We start from the raw sequence: 22831 nt of genomic DNA on the forward strand, positions 1-22831 counted from the left end.
AGGTCTCCTCCGCCGATCTCAACGACCGACCGGCGGCACCGGGAACCTCACGCCAGGCTCCGTGCTGACGACACCGCCGCGAGGGAGTACTCCCCTCCACGCCTGCACAGTGTCACGCATGAATGCGGTCCCGCGCCAGCGGAGGTGATCAGAGGCACCCGTCCGGGCCCCTAACCGGCGGGTACGGCTGAGAGCGCGAGGCCGTGCTGACAGCCCGTTCTCAGCTAATCACGCCTATGGTCAACTCCGTGGCCTCCCTCAACCGCCTCCGCGGCAGGTGGTCGCTCCCCGCGCTGGTCGTGCTGGTCGCCCTGGTGGGCGCCATCGTGGTCTTCACGCGCCAGGGGGACGACCCAGCCCCGGTGAGCACCCGCGACGCGGTGATCGACGTGCCGGAAAGTCCGGACAGCGACCGCACCGTGCAGATCGACACCACCCTGTACCTGCCCGAACGCACACCCGCGCCCGCCGTCCTGCTGCCGCACGGCTTCGGCGGCAGCAAGGCCAGTGTCGCCGGCCAGGCCACCGAACTGGCCCAGCGCGGGTTCGTCGTGCTGACCTACTCGGCGCGCGGCTTCGGCCGCAGCACCGGCCAGATCGCCCTGAACTCCGTCGACCACGAGGTCCGCGACGCCCAGAAGCTGCTCGACTGGCTGGCCACCCGCGAAGAGGTCGTGACCGACCGCGCCGGAGACCCGAAGGTGGGGGTGACCGGCGGCTCCTACGGTGGCGCGCTCGCCCTGTCGCTGGCCGGCGTCGACCCCCGGGTCGACACCATCGCGCCCGTCATCACCTACAACGACCTGGCCCAGGCGCTGCTGCCGAACTCGGCGCGCGCCGAGGACGTGTCGACCGCCACCCCGGCGGCGGGCGCGTTCGCCGACGAGGGCGTGTTCAAGCGGTCGTGGGCAGGCATCTTCTTCTCCGCCGGCCTGTCCGGCGCGGACGCCGCGAACCCCGGCCAGGAGGCCGCCGAGCCCGGTCAGGACGACGACGCCCAGGGCGCCGACAACGCCGCCGCCGCGGTCACCACCCCCCAGCCGCAGGGTGACAACGCCCGACCGGCCGGGCCGCTGAACGGCGCGTGCGGCCGCTTCCAGGCCGACGTGTGCGCCGCGTACACCGAGGTCGCGACCACCGGCAAGGCCGGGCCGCAGACCCTGGAGGTGCTGCGGCGCGCGTCGCCGTCGGCGGTGGCGAGCCGGATCACCCAGCCGACGATGCTGGTCCAGGGCGAGCAGGACACCCTGTTCGGCCTCGACCAGGCCGACGCCAACGCCCGCCAGATCGCCGCGAACGGCGCGAAGGTCAAGGTCGTCTGGTACTCGGGCGGCCACGACGGCGGCTCGCCCGGCCCGGAGCTGCGCGGCCAGATCGCCGACTGGATGTCGTTCCACCTGGAGGGCAAGGGCAGCGACCCCGGCACCGGCTTCGAGTACACCGTGGTCGGCGCGTTCCGCAGCAGCGGGACGCCGTCGTTGCGCAACGTCGTCGCCCCCGCCTACCCGGGCCTCGGCGGCTCCGCGGGCGTCGAGCGCCGGGACGTGCCGTTGACCGGCCGCGAGCAGGTCGTGGTCAACCCGGCGGGCGGCAACCCGGCGGCCGTGTCCAGCCTGCCCGGCCTCGGGTCGGTGGTGTCGCGGTCCAGCTCGCTGTCGTCGCGGCTGTCGATCGACCTGCCCGGCCAGGCGGCGGTGTTCCAGAGCGAGCCGCAGACCGCGCAGACGCTGCTGACCGGCGCGTCCACCGTGCGGCTGCGCGTGGCCGCCGTGCCCGGCCAGCCGGTGCCCGCCGAGGGCGCGGTGCTGTTCGTGAAGCTGTACGACGCCGACGCGAGCGGCGTGCGGACGCTGCCCGGCTCGGCGGTCGCGCCGGTGCGGGTGGCCGACCTGCCCGCCGACGGCACGCCGGTCGAGGTCACCGTGACCCTGCCCGGCGCGGTGCGCCCCGTCGAGGCCGACCACCGGTTCCAGCTGGTCGTGTCGACCACCGACATGGCGTACTCGAACGCCGCCGAGCCCGCCGCGTACCGGATCTCGCTGGCCTCGCCCGCGCTGTCGGTGCCGGTGGTGGCGGGTGTGAACGCGACCAGCGAGGTGCCGACCGGCGCGCTGTGGGGCATCGCGATCGTGCTGATCATCTGCGTGATCGCGGGCGTGGTCGCGTGGTTCCGCCGCAGGCTGACCGCGGACGTCGACCCGGAGCTCGAGTCGGTGCCGCTGGTGATCGAGAACCTGAGCAAGTCCTACCCCGGCGGGTTCGTCGCGGTGAAGGACCTGTCGTTCCGGGTGGAGCACGGCCAGGTGCTGGGCCTGCTCGGGCCCAACGGCGCGGGCAAGACGACCACGCTGCGCATGCTGATGGGCCTGATCCGGCCCACCGAGGGCGGCATCAGGGTGTTCGGCCACCGGATCGTGCCGGGCGCGCCGGTGCTGTCGCGGATCGGGTCGTTCGTGGAGGGCTCCGGTTTCCTGCCGCACCTGTCCGGCGCGGAGAACCTGCGGCTGTACTGGGCGGCCACCGGCCGTCCGCTGGAGCAGGCGCACGTCGAGGAAGCCCTGGAGATCGCGGGCCTGGGCAACGCCGTGCGGCGGCGCGTGCGGACCTACAGCCAGGGCATGCGGCAGCGGCTGGCGATCGCGCAGGCCATGCTCGGCCTGCCGGACCTGCTGGTGCTCGACGAGCCGACCAACGGGCTCGACCCGCCCCAGATCCACCAGATGCGCGAGGTGCTGCGCCGCTACGCGGCGGCCGGGCGCACCGTGCTGGTGTCGTCCCACCTGCTCGCCGAGGTCGAGCAGACGTGCACGCACGTGGTCGTGATGCACAAGGGTTCGCTGGTCGCGGCCGGTCCGGTCGACGAGATCGCGACGGGCGGCGGCGAGGCGAGCTTCAAGGTCGACCGGCCCGACGAGGCGGCCACCGTGCTGCGGAGCCTGTCGGGCGTGCACGACGTGCACGTCGACGGCGAGCAGGTCCACGCGAGCCTCAACGGCACTCCCCGCGCGACGGCGTTGCAGGCGCTGGTCGCCGCGGGCGTGGCGGTGGACCAAGCCGGTCCGCGCCGCCGGTTGGAAGACGCGTTCCTCGAGTTGGTGGGCGAATGAGCGAGAACGGTGTGCACACCGATCCGGCCGCGATCTCCGATCTGACGGACGCCGCGGAGGCCGAGCACTCGTCGGTCGCGCCGGACGGGTCGAAGGTCGGGTACCGGGCCGGGCGGACGTTGCCCGTGCGGGTCGAGCTGGTGCGGCAGCTGCGCCGCAGGCGGACGCAGCTGGTGCTGGGTTTCCTGGTGCTGCTGCCGTTCATCCTGGTGGTGGCGTTCGAGCTGGGCCAGTCGTCGCCGAACCGGCGGGCGGGTGGGTTCGTCGACCTGGCCACGGCCAGCGGCGTGAACTTCGTGATCCTGACGCTGTTCGTCAGCGGCAGCTTCCTGCTGCCGATGATCGTGGCGCTGTTCTTCGGCGACACGATCGCGAGCGAGGCGTCGTGGTCGTCGTTGAAGTACCTGCTGGCCGCGCCGATCCCCCGGCACCGGCTGCTGCGGCGCAAGGCCATGGCGTCCGGGCTGATGTCGGTGTTCGCGCTGGCGCTGCTGCCCGCGGTGGCCCTGGTCGTCGGCGTGATCTGGTACGGGGCCGGCGAGGCCGTGTCGCCCACCGGTGAGGCCGCCTCGTTCGGCGCCGGCGTCTACGGGGTGGCGCTGGCCGTGGTCTACATCTCGATCCACCTGTTCTGGGTGGCCGGGCTGGCGCTGTACCTGTCGGTGTCCACGGACGCGCCGCTCGGCGCGGTGGGCGGCGCGGTGCTGGCGTCGATCGTGTCGCAGATCCTCGACCAGATCACCGCGCTGGAAGGGCTGCGGGACTACCTGCCGACGCACTACGCGTTGGCGTGGGCGGACCTGCTGTCGTCGGACGTCGACTGGGCGCAGATGGCGAAGGGCACGTTCTCCGCCCTGGCGTACGGGGCGTTCTTCACCCTCCTGGCGGCGCGGAAGTTCGCGCGCAAGGACATCACCAGCTGAGGTCGGGGTCGTGGTTGACGGCGCACCGGGGACTTCCCCGGTGCGCCGTCGCTCGTCACGGCAGGGAAGCCAGGCGGCAGGCCTCGTCGACGACCGCCTGCGGTGTCACGTTCGCCCACACCAGGATCGACTCGCACGTCTCCACGTTGCCGTCCTCGCCGAACCCGCACGCGCTGTCGACGATCACCCCGCCGTGACCTTGCAGGAGCAGGTAGAAGTGGCAGTCCGCGGCGTCGGCGGACGCCGCCGGCGCGCCGGTGACCGCGGCGGCCGCGCCGAGGCCGAGGACGAGGGCCGCGCACCGGAGGACCCGACGAAGTCGCATGGTCCCAGTCTCGGGGTGCTGGAGGTCCACCGCACGGGACCGCTCGGAGTCCTCGGCCCCGCCGTCCGGCGGACCCGCGCCTAGGAGGGCGCCGGTCGCTTCGACTTGGGCAGCTTGGCCACGATGACGTCGTAGGACTGGTCGAGCAGGTCCCGCAGCTCGTCCTCGGGCACCGCCCCGTCGATCCGGACGCGGTTCCACCCGTGGCGCCCGATGTAGGCGCTGGTCGTGATGTCGTCGGGGTAGCGCTCCCGCCACTGCCCCGCTTCCTCCGCCGTGGCGCCCGACTTCACGCCGACCGTGCCGCCGTCGAGCCCGATGAACGCGAAGATCTTGCCGCCGACCTTGCAGCACAGCTCGCCGTCGCCGAACGGGTAGGTCTCCTCGGCTCCGGGCTTGGCCAGGCAGTGCTCGATCACGTCGTCCAACGTCATGACGTCACGTTAACCCGGCATTTAAGGTGGTCACGTGACTGTCTACACGGACGAGGAGAGCCGGACCCTGCGCACGGCCGTCTTCGGCGCGATGGTGCTGGTGTCCACGGCCGAGCCCGGCGCGCTGGACGAGGAGAGCCACGCGGGCATCCGCGCGATGTCCACCTTCCCGCCGCTGCTGCGCCAGGTGCTGGGCGCGGCGCCGCCGGAGCTGCCCGACGGCTCCACGGCCGACGTGGAAGCCGGCGTGCTGGCGGCGTTGCGGCGCTCGGTCGGGATCGTGGCGGCGCGGACACCGGAAGCGGCAAGTACCTTCCCGGCCGCGGTGCTCGCGGTGTGCGAAGAGGTCGCTTCCGCGGACGGCCGGGTGGGAGCGGCCGAGAGCGCCGTGGTCGGCAAGGTGCGGGCCGCGCTGGCAGGTTGACGATCTGTCCACCCCGGGCCGGGTGTGCCCCCGGCGGATGGGCAGGCCGGGAACGGCCAGAAATGCGGTTGGCCAAGGCACCCGATAAGCGGGGAGAACGGTCGAGGGCACGACGGTCGAGGCAAGCGCAAAGCCGCGCTGAAAGATCGGCGACCCCAAGGCCGCGCCCACGGGCCTGCGGAGCGGACACCGAGCTCGGGCGGGCTCACCGGACAGGCTCAGACGGCCGTGGACGCGCGGTCGGCAAAGCCGACGCGTGATGACAGGCCGTGAAGCCAAGGCCGCGCCCACTGGACGGCAGAGTGACACCGGGCTCGGGCGCGCCCCGGCGGACAGGCACAGGCGGCCGACCGCCAGGGGCCGAAAGAATCCCGCAAGCAGGCAGAACGGTTGAGAGCGCGGCGGGTGGAAGGGCCGGGCCGCTGACCGGCCGATGAAGCCAAGGCCGCGCGCACAGGGCGCACGGCGAACACCGGGCTCGGGCGCGCCCCGACAGAAAGGCGCAGAGGGCCGAGGACGCGGCAGGGAGGTTCCGGCCGCCGTCACGGCCGACCGCTGGAGGCCAGAGGCGCGCCGATAAGCAGGGGGAACGGTCGAGGACGCGGTGGGCGGAAGGGCCGGGCCGCGCTGACCGGTCGGTGAAGCTGAGGCCGTGCAGGCGCAGGGCGGACACCGGAGTCGGGCGCGCCCCGGCGGACAGGTGCAGACGGCTGAGGATGCGGCAGGGGGGTTCCGCAGCGGTCACGGGCGACCGCTGGAGGCCGGAGGCGTGCCGATGAGCAGGCAGAACGGGTGGGGGCGCGGCGGGCGGCGAGGGCCGATGCGCGACGGCAGGTCGGTGAAGTCCAAGGCCGTGTGCGCAGGGGCGCAGGACGGATGCCGGGTCCGGGTGTGACCTGGAGGGCAGGTGCAGGCGGCCGGGAGAGTGGCGAGGGCAGGGGCGGACGTTCGGGTGGTGGTCGGGAAGGTCCGGGGCGGCCGGGGTGGGGCGGGGTGCTCGGGATGACGGGGACCGCCGGGGTGGGTGGCCCCGGCGGCCGGTTGGTCACTTGACGCCGGCGGCGTCCATGCCGCGCAGTTCCTTCTTCAGGTCCTGGATCTCGTCACGCAGGCGGGCGGCCAGTTCGAACTGCAGCTCGCGGGCCGCGTTCATCATCTGGTCGGTCAGCTGCTGCACCAGGTCGGCCAGTTCCGAGCGGGCCATGGTGCCGGTGTCGCGGTCGGTCAGGACGCCGGAGCCGGCGCGGCCGTTGGCGCCCGGGTCGCCGGTCGGCTTCTTGCCGCGCGAAGTGTTGCGGCCGGAGCCGCCGGGAGCGATGGCGTCCTCCGCCTCGGCGTACACCTGCTCCAGGATGTCGGTGATCTTCTTCCGCAGCGGCTGCGGGTCGAGGCCGCGTTCCTCGTTGTAGGCGACCTGCTTGGCCCGCCTGCGGTTGGTCTCCTCGATCGCGTGCCGCATCGAGTCGGTGATCCGGTCCGCGTACATGTGGACCTCGCCGGACACGTTGCGGGCCGCGCGGCCGATGGTCTGGATCAGGCTGGTGCCCGAGCGGAGGAAGCCTTCCTTGTCCGCGTCGAGGATCGCGACCAGCGACACCTCGGGCAGGTCGAGGCCCTCGCGCAGCAGGTTGATGCCGATCAGCACGTCGTACTCGCCCAGGCGCAGCTGCCGCAGCAGCTCGACCCGGCGCAGCGTGTCGACCTCCGAGTGCAGGTACCGCACGCGGATGCCCAGCTCCAGCAGGTAGTCGGTCAGGTCCTCGGCCATCTTCTTGGTCAGCGTGGTGACCAGGACCCGCTCGTCGCGCTCGGCCCGCACCCGGATCTCGTGCACCAGGTCGTCGATCTGGCCCTCGGTCGGCTTGACCACGACCTCCGGGTCGACCAGGCCGGTCGGGCGGATGACCTGCTCGACGAACTCGCCGCCGGTCTGGCCCATCTCGTACGGGCCGGGCGTGGCCGACAGGTACACCGTCTGACCGATCCGGTCGGCGAACTCCTCCCAGGTCAACGGGCGGTTGTCCATCGCGCTCGGCAGGCGGAAACCGTGCTCGACCAGGTTGCGCTTGCGCGAGGCGTCGCCCTCGTACATGCCGCCGATCTGCGGCACGGTCACGTGCGACTCGTCGATGACCAGCAGGAAGTCGTCCGGGAAGTAGTCGATGAGGGTCGCGGGCGCGGTGCCGGGGCCGCGGTCGTCGATGTGGCGCGAGTAGTTCTCGATGCCGTTGCAGAAGCCGACCTGGCGCATCATCTCGATGTCGTAGGCGGTGCGCATGCGCAGCCGCTGCGCCTCCAGCAGCTTGCCCTGCCGCTCCAGCGTGGCCAGCCGCTCGGCCAGCTCCAGCTCGATGTTGCGGATCGCCTTCTCCATGCGCTCCGGGCCCGCCACGTAGTGGGTGGCCGGGAAGATGCGCAGCTCCTCGACCTCCTTGACCACGTCGCCGGTCAGGGGGTGCAGGTAGTACAGCTTGTCGATCTCGTCGCCGAAGAACTCGACCCGCAGCGCCAGCTCCTCGTACGCCGGGATGATCTCCACCGTGTCGCCGCGCACGCGGAACGTGCCGCGGTTGAACGCGATGTCGTTGCGCGTGTACTGGATGTCGACCAGGGCGCGCAGCAGCAGGTCGCGCTCGACCTCCGCGCCGACCTCCAGCTTGATCGACCGGTCCAGGTACGACTGGGGCGTGCCGAGGCCGTAGATGCACGACACGGACGCGACCACGATCACGTCCCGCCGGGTGAGCAGGCTCATCGTGGCCGAGTGGCGCAGCCGTTCGACGTCCTCGTTGACCGACGAGTCCTTCTCGATGTAGGTGTCGGTCTGCGGGATGTACGCCTCGGGCTGGTAGTAGTCGTAGTAGCTGACGAAGTACTCCACCGCGTTGTCCGGGAAGTACCCCTTCAGCTCGTTCGCCAGCTGCGCGGCCAGCGTCTTGTTCGGCGCCATCACCAGCGTGGGCCGCTGCACCTTCTCCACCAGCCACGCCGTGGTGGCCGACTTGCCCGTGCCGGTCGCGCCGAGCAGGACGACGTCCTTCTCACCGGCCCGCACCCGCCGCTCGAGGTCCGCGATCGCCGCGGGCTGGTCGCCCGCGGGCTGGTAGTCGCTGACCACGCGGAACTGCCCGTCGGTGCGGGGGATGTCCCCGACGGGGCGGTGCGACGAGTGCGCCTTGACCGGGATCTCGGTTGGGAAAGCCACGGGTACGACGGTACGCCGGGGGTACGACAATTTCCGATCCGGCCCAGGTCAGCGGCCCTTGATCAGCAGTTGCAGTCGCACCCGCCGCAGTCGCAGCCCGGACCGCAGTCGCAGTTGCACCAGCCCTCGCGGGGCTTGCCGCTGAACGGCCCGGGGTACGGGTCGCGGCAGCAGTACTGGCACGTGCCGCACTGGTACAGCACGGCGAGGCACCCCAGGAGCACCCCGCGGGTCACCGGCGGCGTCTTCAGCTTGGGCCAGCACCACAGCCCGCTGCCGGGGCGCGGGGGCTCGCCGCCGCGCTTGCCCTTCTTGCCGCCGCGCGGCGGCTCCGGCGGACCGCCGCGGCCGGGGGCGGAGGGCGGCGGCACGTGACCCGGCGGTGGCGCGCTGCCGTGGTGCGGGCCGGGCTGCCCCTGGGGACGACCGGCCTGCGCGGGCGGCGGGTACATGCCCGGCGCGGGCTGCCGACCGGGCGGCGGTGACGGGGTGTGCCCGTGCGAGTGGGGGTCGCCGAACGCCCGCCGGATCGACTCCCGCACCTCGTGCACCAGCAGCACGTGCACCAGCCGGTCGTCGGCGAACTCGACCTCCTTCATCGCGAGCTCGATGCCCAGCGCCGCGTCGTCGCACAGCCGCCGCGCCTCCTCCGGGGTCGTGCCGGTGGCGACCAGCGGGTTCCAGGCGCCGGACGCCCGGTCCTCCCCCAGGTCCTCCACCGCGTCCAGCAGGTGCGCCAACCTGCCGAACAGCCGCCCGACCTCCCGCAACGCCGCCGCGTTGCCCGGCCGCCCGGCCAGCACCGCGGTCTGCGCCACGGCCTCGCCCGCCGCCGTCTCGGTCGGCTCCGTCACGGTCAGCACCGACGACCCCGGCGCCGCCGAGGCCTCCACCGAGGACTGCCGCCGCACGGCGTCCACCAGGACCGCCGTGTCGAACCCCAGGTCCAGGCCCGTCTCCGAGGCCTGCGCCGCCCACCGCCGCGCCACCTGCCTGCCGACACCGCGCATCGGGGCCCGCGCGAACACGCCGTCGCGGTCGTCCACGTGGTCGCCGACCTTCGCCGAGGCCAGCACCAGGGACACCGAGGCGGCCAGGCGCGCGCCCGTGCCCACGGCGACGTCAGCCGACTGCATGCCCCTCAGGGCGCACGGCCCGGCGGAGCGCCGCGACCGCCCGGCCTGCGCCTCCACCAGGGCGGAGATGACCAGGCCGTCGTAGTTGGTGACCACGCGGGCGAGGTGGCCGTGGTCGTCGCGCAGCGCCAGGCACAGCCCGCACAGGTGCGCCAGCCACGACTCGCGCAGCTCGGGGCCCAGGCGGTTGCGACAGGGGCGGATGATGCCGAACATGGCGGGAAGAGTAAGGGATCATCATACTTTTGGGTGACAGAAAGGAGCGTTCCGCCGGTATCGGTGCTTAAGGTCGGCGCCGTGACGTCCAGTGCCGCCGGGACCCGCATGCACATCCACCCGCCGAAGATCGAGTACTTCGACCTCGACGCCAAGAGCAACACCGACCCCAAGGGCCACCTGCGCGGCGTCGAGGAGTACCGGCTGACCGGGCACGGCCTCTACATGTCCCGCCCGGTCCCCGGCCACCCCCACCTGTCGCACTTCGAGTCGTGGCTGCTGCCCGCGCACGGCCTGCGCGTGACCCGGCAGTCCTGGCACCCCGGCCACGAGCGCGACTACGACCTCTACGTGGACGTGGTCGAGATCAGCTCCAGCGGCTCGGTGTGGAAGACCGTCGACCTGTACCTCGACCTGGTCGTGCGCACGGGCCGCAGCGTGACCGTGCTGGACACCGACGAGCTGCTCACGGCGCTGGACCACGGGCTCATCCAGGCCGACCGGGCGCAGTGGGCGCTGGAGACGACCTACCGCGCGGTGGCCGGCATCGCCGCGCACGACCACGACGCGGTGCGGTGGCTGGCGGCTCAGGGAACGATCACCACCTGGCGTCGGCGGTAATACAGACCGTCACACTCGCTGGTCAACCGCCATCCGTGTCCGTCACCCGATAGAGACCGCTTCCACCACAGACCGTGATATAACGAATCAAACCCGATAGTTACCAAGGACACATCTGCGTCTACGTTGGGTCGCGTGGGAGCGGTCATCACACCTCAGCTCGTCGACGTGGTCGACACCGTCAGCGCAGTTCGCAGCTACTCCAGCGGCATGTCGCGGCACCTGTCCACGTGTCGGGTGGAGCCGTGGGGCCTGCGGCTGGAGTGCCCGACACCGGAGGACCCGTTCTCCGATTCGGAGGTCACCTGGTTGATGCCCGCGCTCGGGCTGCGGCTGACGCACCACCGGCCCCGGTCCCGACACGCGCGCAGCGGCCCGAGCGTGCTCAGCGCGGTCCGCGTGCAGCGCGACGGCCGGGCGTGGCGCACCACCGACCTGCTCCTCGGCCTGGCCGTGCCCGGCGGCACGACCGCGCGGATCGTGCACTGCGAGGAGTTCGCCGCCGCCGTCGCCGGCCGCGTCCTCGGCCCCCTCGACGCCGACCAGGCGCTGCGCACCGTGCACCGCACCCTGGAGGAAGTCAGCCTCCACCGGCACGACCTCGGCTCGTGGCTGACCCACCGGGGCATCTACGACGTCTGGCCGTCCCTGTAGAACGCGTCCACCCGCGCGGTCGCGGCGGCCATCCACGGCTCCTTCGACTCGCCGTAGGCGAAACCGTCCGCGTCACCCCGGTGCTTCTCCGCCAGCTCCAGCTTCAACGCCGCGTACTCGTCCCGCGCCGCCGCGTCGGCCCGCAGCCAGTCGCGGAACCGCAGCGCCCAGTTCCACGCCGGGCCGCCCTCCACCCGCACGTGCAGGTTGACCCGCCGTCCCGGGTCCGCGCCCGCGTGCAGCCGCTTGTGCCAGTCCTCCGGCGCGTCGCCCTCGTACTTCACGCTGTCCTCGCTTGCGCCGAGGCTCGGGAAGCCCGCCTGCGCCAGCGCCTCCTCCAGCTCCGCGGCCTCCGCCAACGACGTCACGCCGAGCTGGAAGTCCAGCACGTCCTTCGCCGCGAGACCGGGCACGGACGTGGAGCCGATGTGCTCGACCACGCGGCCACCCGCGGCGAGCCGGATGCGCGCCGCGATCCGCGCCGCCTGCACCGGCCAGGTCTCGTCGTAGGGCACCACGATCGGCGCGCCCGAGGCGTAGCGGCGCAGCCGGATGTTCGACTCGTACCGCACCAGCCGGTCCGCCCACAGCGCGTCGACCCGCGCCAGCACCAGGTCGGGTGTGCCGGAGTTGTCCAGCCACACGTCCGCCACGGCCCGGCGGCGCTCGTCGTCGGCCTGCGCGGCGATGCGCCGCCGCGCGTCCTCCTCGGCCATGCCCCGGTCGCGCAGCCGGACGAGCCGCTGGTCCAGGTCCGCGTGCACGATCACCACCAGGTGGTAGAGCGGCGCCATGTCCTTCTCCACCAGCAGCGGGACGTCGTGCACGACGATCGCGTCCGCGGGCGCGGCGGCGATCAGCTCGCCCGTGCGGGCCGCGATCCTCGGGTGCGTGATGCCGTTGAGCGTGGTCAGGGCCTGCTCGTCGCCGAACACCTTCGCCGCGAGGGCGGGCCGGTCCAGCGCGCCGTCCGCGCCGAGCACGTCCGCGCCGAACGCCTCGACGACCTCGCGCAGCCCGTCGGTGCCGGGTTCGAGGACCTCGCGGGCCAGCCGGTCGGCGTCGATCACCACCGCGCCGTGCTCGGCGAGCCTGCCCGCCACCGTCGACTTGCCCGACCCGATGCCCCCGGAGAGCCCCACGCGCAACATGCCGTCCAGCCTGCCACGTGAAGGATCTTCAGGCCCCTTCGACGGGGGTCATCGACTGCTGCGCCAGGGCGGCGAGGACGCCCGCGACCGCGTCGTCGGGCAGCACGCCGAGCTTCACCCGGGCCACGTACGTGGTCTTGCCCAGCGAACCCAGGACCAACCGCTCGTCCTTGCTGCTGATGAACTGGCCCTTCTTCTTGCCCACATCGACCTCGCGGACGGTCGCGCCGTCCTCGCGCTCGGCGGCCACGCTCTCGGCGACCCGGGTGCCGGCCGCCGCCTCGTCGGCGTACGTGGCCAGGCCGATGATCACGGGCGCGGCGGCGATCGGCTGCTTCTCCGGCACGCCGTAGTAGCAGTCGATCTTCCCGGTGCGGGCGAGCGACGGCTCCGGGATGCCGATGATCGTCTTCAGCTCGCCGGGCAGCTCCCGGCCGAGCTTCTGGTTGAACAGCTCGACCGGGATGACCAGCTCGCAGTCGTCCGGCAGGGGCCGGTCGGTCATCTGCGGGATCCGGCTGAACGACGTGGGCGGCACGATCGTCGGGATCTGCGGCTGCGCCACGGGTTGCGTCTGCACGGCGGCGCAGCCCGCGCTCGCGAGCACCACCATCGCCGCCAACACCGCCGTCCGCATGCCCATAGCATTCTCAATTTAGCGCAAGTCGACGCCGACCCACCCCCGAAAGAGTGAACGACGATCGCCCCCCGCCCGAAGTGGGCGAGGGGCGATCGTGGTCGTTCAGTCAGCCGGCGTCGATCCGCCGACCGGTGCTGCTCAGGCGCCGCCCGACAGCTTCTCGCGGAGCGCGGCCAGCTGCTCGTCGCTGGCCAGGGTGCCACCGGCCTGGGCCGGGGCGCCCGTGCTGGACGAGGTCGCGGCGGCCGGAGCCTCGCCACCGGAGGAGTAGTTCGTCTCCCCGGCGGCCTCTTCCTCGGCCGCGGCGGCCTTGGCCACCTGCTTCATGTGGGCCTCGTAGCGCGTGTGGGCCTCGGCGTACTGCCGCTCCCACTCCTCGCGCTGCTTGTCGAAGCCTTCCTGCCACTCCTGGGTCTCCGGGTCGAAGCCCTCGGGGTAGATGTAGTTCCCCTGGTCGTCGTACTCGGCGGCCATGCCGTACTGGGTCGGGTCGAACTCGGAGTCGACCGTGAAGCCCTCGTTGGCCTGCTTGAGCGACAGCGAGATGCGGCGGCGGTCCAGGTCGATGTCGATGACCTTGACCATGACGTCGTCGCCGACCTGCACGACCTGCTCCGGGATCTCGACGTGGCGCTCGGCCAGCTCCGAGATGTGGACCAGGCCCTCGATGCCCTCGTCCACCCGGACGAACGCGCCGAACGGGACGAGCTTGGTGACCTTGCCCGGCACGATCTGGCCGATCGCGTGGGTGCGGGCGAACTGGCGCCACGGGTCTTCCTGCGTCGCCTTGAGCGACAGCGACACGCGCTCGCGCTCCATGTCGACGTCCAGGACCTCGACCGTGACCTCCTGGCCGACCTCGACGACCTCGGACGGGTGGTCGATGTGCTTCCAGGACAGCTCCGAGACGTGCACGAGGCCGTCTACGCCACCCAGGTCCACGAAGGCGCCGAAGTTGACGATGGAGGACACGACGCCCTTGCGGACCTGGCCCTTCTGCAGCTGGTTGAGGAACTCGCTGCGGACCTCGGACTGGGTCTGCTCCAGCCAGGCGCGGCGGGACAGGACCACGTTGTTGCGGTTCTTGTCCAGCTCGATGATCTTCGCTTCGAGCTCGCGGCCGACGTAGGGCTGCAGGTCGCGGACGCGACGCATCTCCACGAGGGAGGCGGGGAGGAAGCCACGCAGGCCGATGTCCAGGATGAGGCCGCCCTTGACGACCTCGATGACCGTGCCCTTGACGGGCTCGTCCTTCTCCTTGAGGGCCTCGATGGTGCCCCAGGCGCGCTCGTACTGAGCGCGCTTCTTGGAGAGGATCAGCCGACCTTCCTTGTCCTCCTTCTGGAGAACAAGAGCCTCGACCTCGTCACCGACCTTGACGACCTCGTTGGGGTCGACGTCGTGCTTGATCGACAACTCGCGCGAGGGGATGACACCCTCGGTCTTGTAGCCGATGTCGAGCAGGACCTCGTCCCGGTCGACCTTGACGATCGTGCCCTCGACGATATCGCCGTCGTTGAAGTACTTGATCGTCTTGTCGATAGCGGCGAGGAAGTCCTCCTCCGTCCCGATATCGTTGATGGCGACCTGCTTCGGCGCAGCGGCAACCGGGACAGTGGTGGTGTCGGTGGACATTAGGTAGGTGGCTCCGGTACGGATTGGGGTTTGTGGCCTGCGGGTTTCAACGCTACGCGGAGGGCACGCCCCACCACGAAGACCGACTTGCAGTGATCACCGATCGAGGACAGCGCGAACCCACTACGCGGGCGATATCGTACGCGGCCGGGAGCCCGACGGGCAAACCGGCACACTTGAATGGAGCAGTGTGTCCGACCAGCACGCGAGCGCCGAACTGGCGCTCGGCACCACCGGCATCGCCAAGCGGGGCGTGGACGCGGCCGAGTCGCGCGCGGCCAACCGCATGTGGTGGGACGCCGACGCCGACGACTACCACGCCGAGCACGGCGACTTCCTGGGCGCGGCGGACTTCGTGTGGTGCCCCGAGGGTGTCCGCGAGGAAGAGGCCGGTTACCTCGGTGACCTGCGCGGACGCCGGGTGCTGGAGGTCGGCTGCGGCTCCGCGCCGTGCGCCAGGTGGCTGACCGCGCGGGGCGCGCGCGCCGTGGCGTTCGACCTCTCGGCCGGGATGCTGCGGCACGCGGTGGCGGCCAACGCGGCGACCGGCGTGGCCGTGCCGCTGGTGCAGGCCAGCGCCGACCAGCTGCCGTTCGCCTCGGGCAGCTTCGACGCGGCCTGCTCGGCGTTCGGCGCGGTGCCGTTCGTGGCGGACGTGGGCGAGGTCTTCGGCGAGGTCGCGCGGGTGCTGCGGCCGGGCGCGCCGTGGGTGTTCTCCGTGACTCACCCGATCCGGTGGATTTTCCCGGACGACCCGGGACCGGGTGGGCTGACCGTGACCCAGTCGTACTTCGACCGGACGCCGTACGTGGAGGTCGACGACTCGGGCCGGGCGACGTACGTGGAGCACCACCGGACCACCGGGGACTACGTGCGGGCGCTGGTCGGCGCGGGCCTGGAGCTGGTGGACGTGGTGGAGCCGGAGTGGCCCGCCGGGCACACCCGCACGTGGGGGCAGTGGAGCCCGCTGCGCGGCCGGCTGTTCCCGGGCACCGCGATCTTCCGCACCCGAAAGCCGTAACCTGCCTGGCATGACCGTCGGTCAAGGGCTGATGGAGGCGCAGAGCGCGCGCTTCGCGAGCGTCGACCCGCTGCTGCCGCCCGCGGTGGCGCCGCCGGACGGCGACGTCATCACCGCGGCGCTGCCGGACGGCACCCGCGTGGCGGGCGTGCTGCAGCGGCAGGTGCACGACCGGCGGTCGCCGGCCCGGCTCTGGTCGGCCACCGAGGTGTGGGAGCTGACGCCGCTGCTGGGCAACGCGGGCGCGGCGGGCATGGACGCGCTGCTGCGCGCCTGGCGCAAGCGGCTCGACCTGCTCGGACCGGCCGACCGCGACTCGGCGTGCGTGCTGACGTGGCCGAGCCGGGACGCCGAGGCGACCAGGGCGCTGCTGGACCACGGCCTGGTGCCGCTGACCGTGGTCGCGGTGCGGCAGGCCCCTCCCCCGCCGGTGACGGGCACGGCGACGATCCGCCGGGCCACGCGCGCCGACCTGGAGACGGTGCTGGCCTTGGCGCTGGCCGAGCTGCGCTACTCGTCCATGGTGGGCTCGACGGTGCACCGGCCGGACGCGGTGACGCTGAAGCGGCGGACGCTGGCCGAGCGGCTGACCTCGGGCGGACCGGCATGGCTGGCCGAGCGGGACGGCATCGCGGTGGCGCTGGCCGAGTGCGCGGTGGTGACGTCGGAGCCGGGCAACTGGACGGCGACGAGGTTGCCGCACGGCCGCTGGGGCTACGTGAACTGCGTGTCCGTGCTGCCGGCCGCCCGCGGCACGGGGGTGGGCCGCCAGCTGATGGCGCACGCGCACCGCGAGCTGCACCGGCTGGGCACGGTCGGCACCTACCTCTACTACAACCCGCCGAACCCGCTGTCCTCGGTGTTCTGGCCGCGGCAGGGCTATCGTCCACTGTGGACGATGTGGGAGGTCCGCCCCGCCGGGGCGCTGCGCTAGGCGTCACACCGCGCCGGGTTGCGAGGAATCCTCGGCCGGACCACTATTTGAACTGACCGGTCAGTTCAAAAAGGAGGTCCGACGGTGCGCATCCACGCTCGGCGCGTCGGCGTCACCGGGCCGCACGGCCCGCTGCTCAAGCCCACGTCACTGCTGGTGGAGCCGGGTGAGCTGGTGCTGGTGGCCGGTGATCCGGGCGCGGGGCACACCGCGCTGGGCCTGGTGCTGTCCGGTCGGATGCGCCCGAGCACCGGCGAGGTCTCCCCCTCCGCCGACCGGCTCCGCGCCCACGTCGTGCTGGTGGACTCCCCGGACGTGAGCGAGCCCGAGGCGTCGCTGCCCCTGGCCGGCGTGGTCGGCGAGGAGCTGGCCGTGAACGGGGCGCGCAGCGGGCGCAAGGCGGTGGCCGACTGGCTGGTCGAGCGCGGCGCGGACGAGCACCTGGACCAGCGGTTCGAGCAGGTCCCGGCCGCCACCCGCTGCGCGCTGATGCTGGAGCTGGCCGCGGGCCGCCCCGGCGCGACGACCCTGGTGCTGGACAGCCCCGACCGCTACCACGGCGACCCGGGCGGGTGGCTGGAGCTGGCGCGCCGGCACGTGACGCCCGAGCGGTCCGTCGTCGTGCTGTGCACCACCACCAGCGCCACCGTGCTCGACGTGCCCGTCGCGCGCATCGGCGCGGACGACACCGGCGCCGACGACCTCGACGAGGAGTCCCGGTGACCGCCCTGCGGATGGCGTTCAACGAGCTGCGCCGGATCACCTCCGGCAAGCTGCCCAAGCTCGCGGTGCTGGCGTTGACGCTGGTGCCGCTGCTCTACGCGGCGCTGTACCTCTACGCCAACAAGGACCCGTACGCGCACCTCGACCAGGTGCCCGCCGCGCTGGTCGTGGAGGACAAGGGCGCGACCGCGAGCGACGGCACGCGCCTGGACGCGGGCGAAGAGGTGGCCGACGAGCTGGTGGACGGCCACCGGTTCGACTGGCGGCGGGTCGACGCGGCGCAGGCCGAGCGGGGCGTGCGCGACGGGACCTACACGTTCGCGCTGACCCTGCCCGAGGACTTCTCGCAGGCGCTGCTGTCGTCCGGCGACTTCACCCCGCGCCAAGGCGTGATCCTGCTGACCACCAACGACGCGAACAACTACCTCGGGTCCACCATCGCCAACCAGGTCGTGGCCGAGGTGCGCCGGTCGGTGTCGGTGAAGGTCGGCGCGGAAGCCGCGGACAAGCTGCTGCTCGGCTTCTCCACGATCCGGCAGAAGACCGCCGAGGCCGCCGACGGCGCGACCAGGCTCGCGGCCGGCCAGCAGGACGCCTACCGCGGCGCCCAGCAGCTCGCCGACGGGTCGGTCCCGCTGGCCGACGGCGCGGCGCAGGTGTCGGCGGGGCTGACGCGGTTGCGCGACTCGACCGCGGACCTGCCGGTGAAGTCCCAGCAGCTGGCGTCCGGGGCCAAGCAGGTCGCCGACGGCAACGAGACGGTCGCCGCCACCGCCGAGGACTACGCCGCCAAGGCGCAGGACCTGGTCGGCCGGTTGGACGCGGCCAACGGCGAGCTGGCGGTGAAGCTGCGCGCGCTGGGCCTGGCCGAGGCCGACGTGCAGCGGGTGCTGGCCGCGGTGGGCGAGGTGCGCAAGCCTGTGGACGACGCCAACGCCCAGGTGCAGGGCACCGCCGGGCAGCTGCGGACGTTGGCGAACGGCGCGAAGCAGGTCTCCGACGGCGCGGCCCAGCTCGCCGCGAGCACCCCCGAGCTGACCGGCGCCGTCACCCGGCTCGACGACGGCGCGGCCCAGGTGTCGTCCGGCGCGGCGCAGCTCCGGGACGGCGCGGCGCGGCTGCGCGACGGCGAGGCCCAGCTCGTGGACGGGGCCGACCGGTTGCGCGACGGGCTCGACCAGGGCGTCTCGCAGATCCCCAACCCCGACGACCCCACCCGCGAGTCCACCGCCCAGAACATCGGCGACCCGGTGAACGTGCGCGGGGTGAGCCAGACGTCGGCGGGCAGCTACGGCGCGGGCCTGGCGCCGTTCTTCCTCGGGCTGGCCACCTGGATCGGCGCGTTCGTGCTGTTCCTGCTGCTCAAGCCGTTGTCGAGGCGTGGGCTGGCGGCCGGGCAGCCGCCGTTGCGGGTCGCGGTGGGCGGCTGGCTGCCGGGGGCGTTGCTCGGCGCGGCCCAGGTCGTGGTGATGTACGCGGCGGTCACGCTGGTGGTGGGCATCCGGCCGTCGCACCCGTTGGGCGTGCTGGCGTTCCTGCTGCTGGTGTCGGCGACGTTCGTGGCCGTGCTGCACGCGTTGAACGCCCTGTTCGGCGCGGTCGGCAAGTTCATCGGCCTGGTCCTGCTGATCCTGCAGCTGGTCAGCGCGGGCGGCACGTTCCCGTGGCAGACCATCCCCGTGCCGCTGTACCCGCTGCACTACGGGCTGCCCATGGGGTACGCCGTGGACGGGCTGCGGCACCTCATGTACGGCGGGTCGCTGGGCGGGGTCGGCCGGGACGCGCTGATCCTGGTCGGCTACCTGGCCGCGGGCCTTGCCCTGGCGACGCTCGCCGCGTACAAGCAGCGGGTGTGGACTCCCAGCCGCCTCAAACCAGAACTGGTCCTGTGACCGGCCCGCGCCCCGGCCGCACCGCCGCGACCAAGCAGAAGCTGTTCGACGCCGCGCTGCGGCTCGTCGGCGAACGGGGCGCGGCCGGCGTCACGGTGGACGAGATCGCCGCCGAGGCGGGCGTGGCGAAGGGCACCGTCTACTACAACTTCGCCAGCAAGGACGCGCTGGTGGACGCGCTGCTGCGGCACGGGGTCGACCTGCTGGCCGGGCGGCTCAAGGTCGCCGAGGCGGAGGACGACACCGGCGCGGCGATGGAGTCGCTGGTGGACGGGATGCTCGGGTTCTTCGCCGAGTACCCCGCGTTCGGCCAGCTGCTGGTGTCGGAGCTGTGGCGCACGCCCGGCCAGTGGCACGACACGCTGAGCCTGCTGCGCGACGACATCGTGTCGATCGTGCGCGGTCAGATGCAGCGGCTGGCCGACGCGGGCCGGCTGCCCGACGGCGTGCAGGTGGGCACGGCGTCGGCGGCGTTGTTCGGCACCCTGCTGGTGACCGCGCTCGACTGGCAGGTCTTCCAGCCCGAACGCAGCCTCGCCGACGTGCGCGAGTCGGTGTTGTCCCTGGTGCGGGGCCTGCGGCCGGGTTAGTGGCGTGCGGTCCAGGTGTCGATCTCGCCCACCTGGTGCACGGAGGGGGCTTTGCCGTCCAGGGCGCGGTGGACGGCGGCGAGGACGCCGAGGGAGGCTTCTTCGTGGCTGAGCCAGCGGACGCCGCCGCCGTGGCGGGCGAAACCGAGCACGACCTGCTGCGTCGGGTGGCCGTCCAGGGTCGGGTCGGGCACGCCGCGCACGGCGTGGATGGCGCCGCTGTCGTGCACCTCGACCACCGGCGCGTGCGGGGCGAGCAGGGGCGCCACGGCCCGCAGCACCCCGTCCCGGTAGCTCTCGTGCACCCAGGCCACGAGCAGGTCGGCGGGCCGGTCGACCACGGCCCGGACCCGGTCGGCCAGCTCCCCCGGTCTGGCCCAGTCCGCCGCCACGGCGACCCGCGCGCTGCCCGCCTGGGGCACGTGGCCGCGTCCGCGCAGGGCCGCCTTCGCCGCGCCGCCCAGCACGCGCTCGGGCCGGCGGCTGGGCAGCACGACCTGCCACCCCTGCGCCAGCAGCTCGTCCGCGCACCCCTTCAACATCCCGGTGCCACCCAGGACCAACGCCGTCCGCTCGCTCATCGCACCGACTCCTCGCCGCGCTCCGCCGCCCGTCGCAACGGGCCGGACCGCCATTGGTCGACCTCGCGCTGCCCACGCAGCCGCACCACCGCGAGCCGGTCGGCGTGCTCGCCGCGGAGCACCGCCCCGACCCGCTCGCCGGTGCGGGCATGCGACTTCCACGCCCACCGCAGCAGGTGCTCGGGATCGGTGAACACCGTGCGCAGGGGCGGTTCGACGTTGCCGTTCCACAGCTCTTCCCGGCGCAGCCGGCGCACCGCCGTCCGCACCGTCACCCGCCGCATCACCACGTGCCGGGGGTGGTCCAGCCAGACCAGCGTGTCCGCGTGCTCCAGCAGCACCGGCCGCACCAGGCGGTACTGCCACTCGGTGGCCCAGGCCTCGCCCTTGACGAACCGGCGCACGTCGGCCTCGAACTCCGGCCTCGGTGTCCACTGTGGACCGTGGAACAGCGAGTCCATCTCCACATAGGACAACCGGAGGGTGCGGGCGACGAGACTGGCCAGGGTCGATTTCCCGGAGCCGGACGTGCCGGCCACGAGCACCCGGCGCGGCGGGTGCGGCAACTCGTCGGCTGGTCCCAGGAGCGGCACCGGGCCAGGCTACCGCCAACCGACGTCGAGCAACTCCGCCACGCGCACGGCTTCCCCGGTCTCGAAGCTGCGGTTCGCCGCGAACCCGGTCGCCAGCGACAACGCCCCGTCGCGGTGGGTGGCGCGGCGGCCCAGCGGGTCCGGCCGGCCGGGCGGGCCGTATAGGACCTCGGTCATCCGGGCGTCCGCGCCGCCGTGCCCGGCGCCGCCGGACTCCAGCGGGACCTCCTCAGCTCGGCCGAACAGCGGTTGCACGGTCAGCCGCACGCGTCCCTCCTCCGGGTTGGCCTCCTTGCCGTGCACGGCGGGCCGCTGGCCGCTGACCCAGCTGTTCTCCACGACCTCCAGCTCCAGCCGGCCGCGGCTGCCGTTGACCATCAGCCGGTAGCCCTCCCACGGCGAGTAGGCCGTGAGGTGGTAGGTCAGGTTCGCGCCGTTGGCGTAGCGCACCAGCACGGACATGTCGTCCTCAATGGACACGCCGGGCGCGAACGGGTTGCGGTCGCGCCGGTAGCCGTCCTCGTGCTCGGCGTCGAGGTAGAGCCGGCGCAGCCACTCGTCCCGCCCCACGTGCAGCGCGAACGGGTCGTCCTCGGCCTCCGGCGAGCCGTGCACCCGGTCGTAGGGCCGGTGGTGGCCGTGGCGCTTGCCGTTCTCGTCGCCGTAGAAGAACAGCCGGCCGTGCGCGTACACGACCTCCGGCGCCGAGTCGACCCACCAGTTGAGCAGGTCGAAGTGGTGGGTGGCCTTGTGCACCATCAGACCGCCGGACTCGGCCTTGTCGCGGTGCCAGCGGCGGAAGTAGTCGGCGCCGTGGCGCACGTCGAGCAGCCACTCGAAGTGCACGGAGCCGATCTCGCCGACCGCGCCGCCGGACAGCAGCTCGCGGACCTTCTCGTGCACCGGGTTGTACCGGTAGTTGAACGTGACGGTGACCCGGCCGTCGGTCCGCTCGACCGCGTCGAAGACCTTGCCGACGCCCGCCGGGTCGACCGTCATCGGCTTCTCGGTGACGACGTCGCAGCCCGCGTCCAGCGCCTCCACGACGTAGGTGTCGTGGTGGCGGTCGACCGTGCAGACCACGACGACGTCGACCCGCTCGACCTCGACCATCCGCAGGAAGTCCTCGGCGGCGTAGGTCGGCACGGGCCGGTCGAGCCGCGCGTTGTGCACGGCCATGCGGGTGCGGTTGACGTCGCAGAACGCGACCAGCTCCCCCTGCTCCGGGTGCCCGACGATCGCGTCGACGTGCAGCTCGGCGCGGGCGCCGGTGCCCACGACCGCGTAGCGCCTGCGTGCCATGCGCGCCTCCTGGTAAGCGTTTTCCACCACGCTAACCCGCCCGGACCGCACGCCGTCAAGGGCGCGCCCCTCACCCGGCGGTCAGCGACGCCAGGTGCTTGCGCAGCACCGCGAGCATGACCTCCGGCGTGGTGAGGTCGGGGTGGAGCACCCCGTCCAGCGCCAGGCCGTCGAGCAGCGCGGCCAGCCGTTCGGTCTCCACCTCCACGTCCGGCACGCCGTCGCCGACCAGGACCTTGCCGACGATCATGCGCATCCCCTCGTGCATCCGCCGCGCCTCCCGGCGCAGCGTCGGCCGGGTGCGCGCGGCGGTGGCGAAGGCCAGCCAGATCTCCGCCTCGTCGCGCCGGTCGGGGTCCAGGGGCAGCAGCTCCGCGAGCAGGTCCTCGACGGCCTGCCGCCTGCCTTCGCGCGCCCCGGCCGACCGGACCGCCTCGACGTGGACCGTGATCCGGCGCTCGAGCCGGTCGGTGAGCTCCTTGAGGGCGAACCGGAGCAGGTCGTCGTGGTCGGCGAAGTAGTGCCGGACCGAGCCGACGGCGAGGCCGGCCTCGTCGGCGACGTTGCGCAGCGACGCCTGCTCCAGGCCGTGCCGGCGGACCACGCGGAACACGGCCTCGGCCACCTCGCGGCGACGGGCTTCGGGATCGACGACCTTGGGCACGGTTCCTTTTTAGCACATCCGTGCTAGCTTATTTGGCACAGTCATGCCATAAACGAGGGG

At 72.7% G+C, this 22831-nt stretch carries 21 protein-coding genes; 10 read left to right on the top strand and 11 right to left on the bottom strand.

Going from position 1 to position 22831, the window contains the following annotated elements:
* Positions 1-236: 236 nt before the first annotated feature.
* Positions 237-3107: an alpha/beta fold hydrolase gene (locus IOD16_RS27520; protein WP_201436688.1), complete on the top strand. Its 2871-nt coding sequence runs from the start codon at positions 237-239 to the stop codon at positions 3105-3107.
* Positions 3104-4030, top strand: coding sequence for an ABC transporter permease (locus tag IOD16_RS27525; protein WP_123746281.1), 927 nt, complete (start codon positions 3104-3106; stop codon positions 4028-4030). Before IOD16_RS27520 ends, IOD16_RS27525 begins: the two co-directional genes overlap by 4 nt.
* A gap of 55 nt (positions 4031-4085) precedes the next feature.
* On the opposite strand, the gene IOD16_RS27530 is transcribed toward IOD16_RS27525, so the two are convergent.
* Complete coding sequence (locus IOD16_RS27530; RefSeq protein WP_201436689.1) at positions 4086-4355, bottom strand: hypothetical protein; 270 nt, start codon at positions 4353-4355, stop codon at positions 4086-4088.
* An 80-nt stretch (positions 4356-4435) separates the two neighbouring features.
* A complete protein-coding gene (locus IOD16_RS27535) occupies positions 4436-4789 on the bottom strand; it encodes an MmcQ/YjbR family DNA-binding protein (protein ID WP_201436690.1) in 354 nt (117 codons plus the stop codon).
* A 34-nt stretch (positions 4790-4823) separates the two neighbouring features.
* Here IOD16_RS27535 and IOD16_RS27540 point away from each other — a divergent pair, with 34 nt between their 5' ends.
* Positions 4824-5213 carry a hypothetical protein gene (locus IOD16_RS27540; protein WP_201436691.1) on the top strand — a complete coding sequence of 130 codons (390 nt, stop codon included), beginning with the start codon at positions 4824-4826 and terminating at the stop codon, positions 5211-5213.
* Positions 5214-6258: 1045 nt separating this feature from the next.
* On the opposite strand, the gene uvrB is transcribed toward IOD16_RS27540, so the two are convergent.
* Together uvrB and IOD16_RS27550 are read right to left on the bottom strand one after the other, a co-directional pair.
* Positions 6259-8418, bottom strand: coding sequence for an excinuclease ABC subunit UvrB (uvrB, locus tag IOD16_RS27545; protein ID WP_170185267.1), 2160 nt, complete (start codon positions 8416-8418; stop codon positions 6259-6261).
* A 62-nt stretch (positions 8419-8480) separates the two neighbouring features.
* The gene (locus IOD16_RS27550; RefSeq protein WP_201436692.1) at positions 8481-9770 is read right to left on the bottom strand and encodes a DUF5685 family protein; all 1290 of its coding nucleotides are present in this window, start codon (positions 9768-9770) and stop codon (positions 8481-8483) included.
* A gap of 108 nt (positions 9771-9878) precedes the next feature.
* Here IOD16_RS27550 and IOD16_RS27555 point away from each other — a divergent pair, with 108 nt between their 5' ends.
* Positions 9879-10391 (top strand): DUF402 domain-containing protein, encoded by a 513-nt coding sequence (locus tag IOD16_RS27555; RefSeq protein ID WP_123746276.1) that lies wholly within the window; start codon positions 9879-9881, stop codon positions 10389-10391.
* Between the two features lie 135 nt (positions 10392-10526).
* On the top strand, positions 10527-11045 hold the full coding sequence (locus IOD16_RS27560) for a DUF402 domain-containing protein (RefSeq protein WP_123746275.1): 519 nt from the start codon (positions 10527-10529) through the stop codon (positions 11043-11045).
* Here IOD16_RS27560 and coaE read toward each other — a convergent pair.
* From coaE to rpsA, 3 genes are all read right to left on the bottom strand, one after another.
* Entirely contained in the window at positions 11021-12196 is a 1176-nt protein-coding gene (gene coaE / locus IOD16_RS27565; protein ID WP_201436693.1) for a dephospho-CoA kinase, read from the bottom strand. The two genes, IOD16_RS27560 and coaE, sit on opposite strands and share 25 nt — an antisense overlap.
* Before the next feature lie 28 nt (positions 12197-12224).
* Positions 12225-12833: a hypothetical protein gene (locus IOD16_RS27570; protein WP_236594421.1), complete on the bottom strand. Its 609-nt coding sequence runs from the start codon at positions 12831-12833 to the stop codon at positions 12225-12227.
* 141 nt (positions 12834-12974) lie between these two features.
* Positions 12975-14471 (bottom strand): 30S ribosomal protein S1, encoded by a 1497-nt coding sequence (rpsA, locus tag IOD16_RS27575; RefSeq protein WP_033442914.1) that lies wholly within the window; start codon positions 14469-14471, stop codon positions 12975-12977.
* A 190-nt stretch (positions 14472-14661) separates the two neighbouring features.
* Here rpsA and IOD16_RS27580 point away from each other — a divergent pair, with 190 nt between their 5' ends.
* The 5 genes from IOD16_RS27580 to IOD16_RS27600 all read left to right on the top strand — a co-directional run bounded on the left by IOD16_RS27580 (position 14662) and on the right by IOD16_RS27600 (position 19631).
* Positions 14662-15492 carry a class I SAM-dependent methyltransferase gene (locus IOD16_RS27580; protein ID WP_123746272.1) on the top strand — a complete coding sequence of 277 codons (831 nt, stop codon included), beginning with the start codon at positions 14662-14664 and terminating at the stop codon, positions 15490-15492.
* Positions 15493-15502: 10 nt separating this feature from the next.
* A complete protein-coding gene (locus IOD16_RS27585) occupies positions 15503-16426 on the top strand; it encodes a GNAT family N-acetyltransferase (RefSeq protein WP_123746271.1) in 924 nt (307 codons plus the stop codon).
* Positions 16427-16510: 84 nt separating this feature from the next.
* Positions 16511-17149, top strand: coding sequence for a hypothetical protein (locus tag IOD16_RS27590; RefSeq protein WP_201436694.1), 639 nt, complete (start codon positions 16511-16513; stop codon positions 17147-17149).
* Positions 17146-19041 (top strand): YhgE/Pip domain-containing protein, encoded by a 1896-nt coding sequence (locus IOD16_RS27595; RefSeq protein ID WP_201436695.1) that lies wholly within the window; start codon positions 17146-17148, stop codon positions 19039-19041. Before IOD16_RS27590 ends, IOD16_RS27595 begins: the two co-directional genes overlap by 4 nt.
* A complete protein-coding gene (locus IOD16_RS27600) occupies positions 19038-19631 on the top strand; it encodes a TetR/AcrR family transcriptional regulator (protein WP_123746268.1) in 594 nt (197 codons plus the stop codon). The genes IOD16_RS27595 and IOD16_RS27600 overlap by 4 nt, the downstream gene beginning before the upstream one ends.
* On the opposite strand, the gene IOD16_RS27605 is transcribed toward IOD16_RS27600, so the two are convergent.
* The 4 genes from IOD16_RS27605 to IOD16_RS27620 form a co-directional block, all read right to left on the bottom strand.
* Positions 19628-20212: a hypothetical protein gene (locus IOD16_RS27605; protein WP_201436697.1), complete on the bottom strand. Its 585-nt coding sequence runs from the start codon at positions 20210-20212 to the stop codon at positions 19628-19630. The two genes, IOD16_RS27600 and IOD16_RS27605, sit on opposite strands and share 4 nt — an antisense overlap.
* Positions 20209-20805, bottom strand: coding sequence for an AAA family ATPase (locus tag IOD16_RS27610; protein ID WP_201436698.1), 597 nt, complete (start codon positions 20803-20805; stop codon positions 20209-20211). The genes IOD16_RS27605 and IOD16_RS27610 overlap by 4 nt, the downstream gene beginning before the upstream one ends.
* A gap of 9 nt (positions 20806-20814) precedes the next feature.
* Positions 20815-22107, bottom strand: coding sequence for a Gfo/Idh/MocA family protein (locus IOD16_RS27615; RefSeq protein ID WP_201436700.1), 1293 nt, complete (start codon positions 22105-22107; stop codon positions 20815-20817).
* Positions 22108-22177: 70 nt separating this feature from the next.
* The gene (locus IOD16_RS27620) at positions 22178-22771 is read right to left on the bottom strand and encodes a TetR/AcrR family transcriptional regulator (RefSeq protein ID WP_201436701.1); all 594 of its coding nucleotides are present in this window, start codon (positions 22769-22771) and stop codon (positions 22178-22180) included.
* Positions 22772-22831: the final 60 nt, after the last annotated feature.

It is taken from the genome of Saccharothrix sp. 6-C, from assembly GCF_016695385.1.
Lineage (GTDB): Bacteria > Actinomycetota > Actinomycetes > Mycobacteriales > Pseudonocardiaceae > Actinosynnema > Actinosynnema texasense.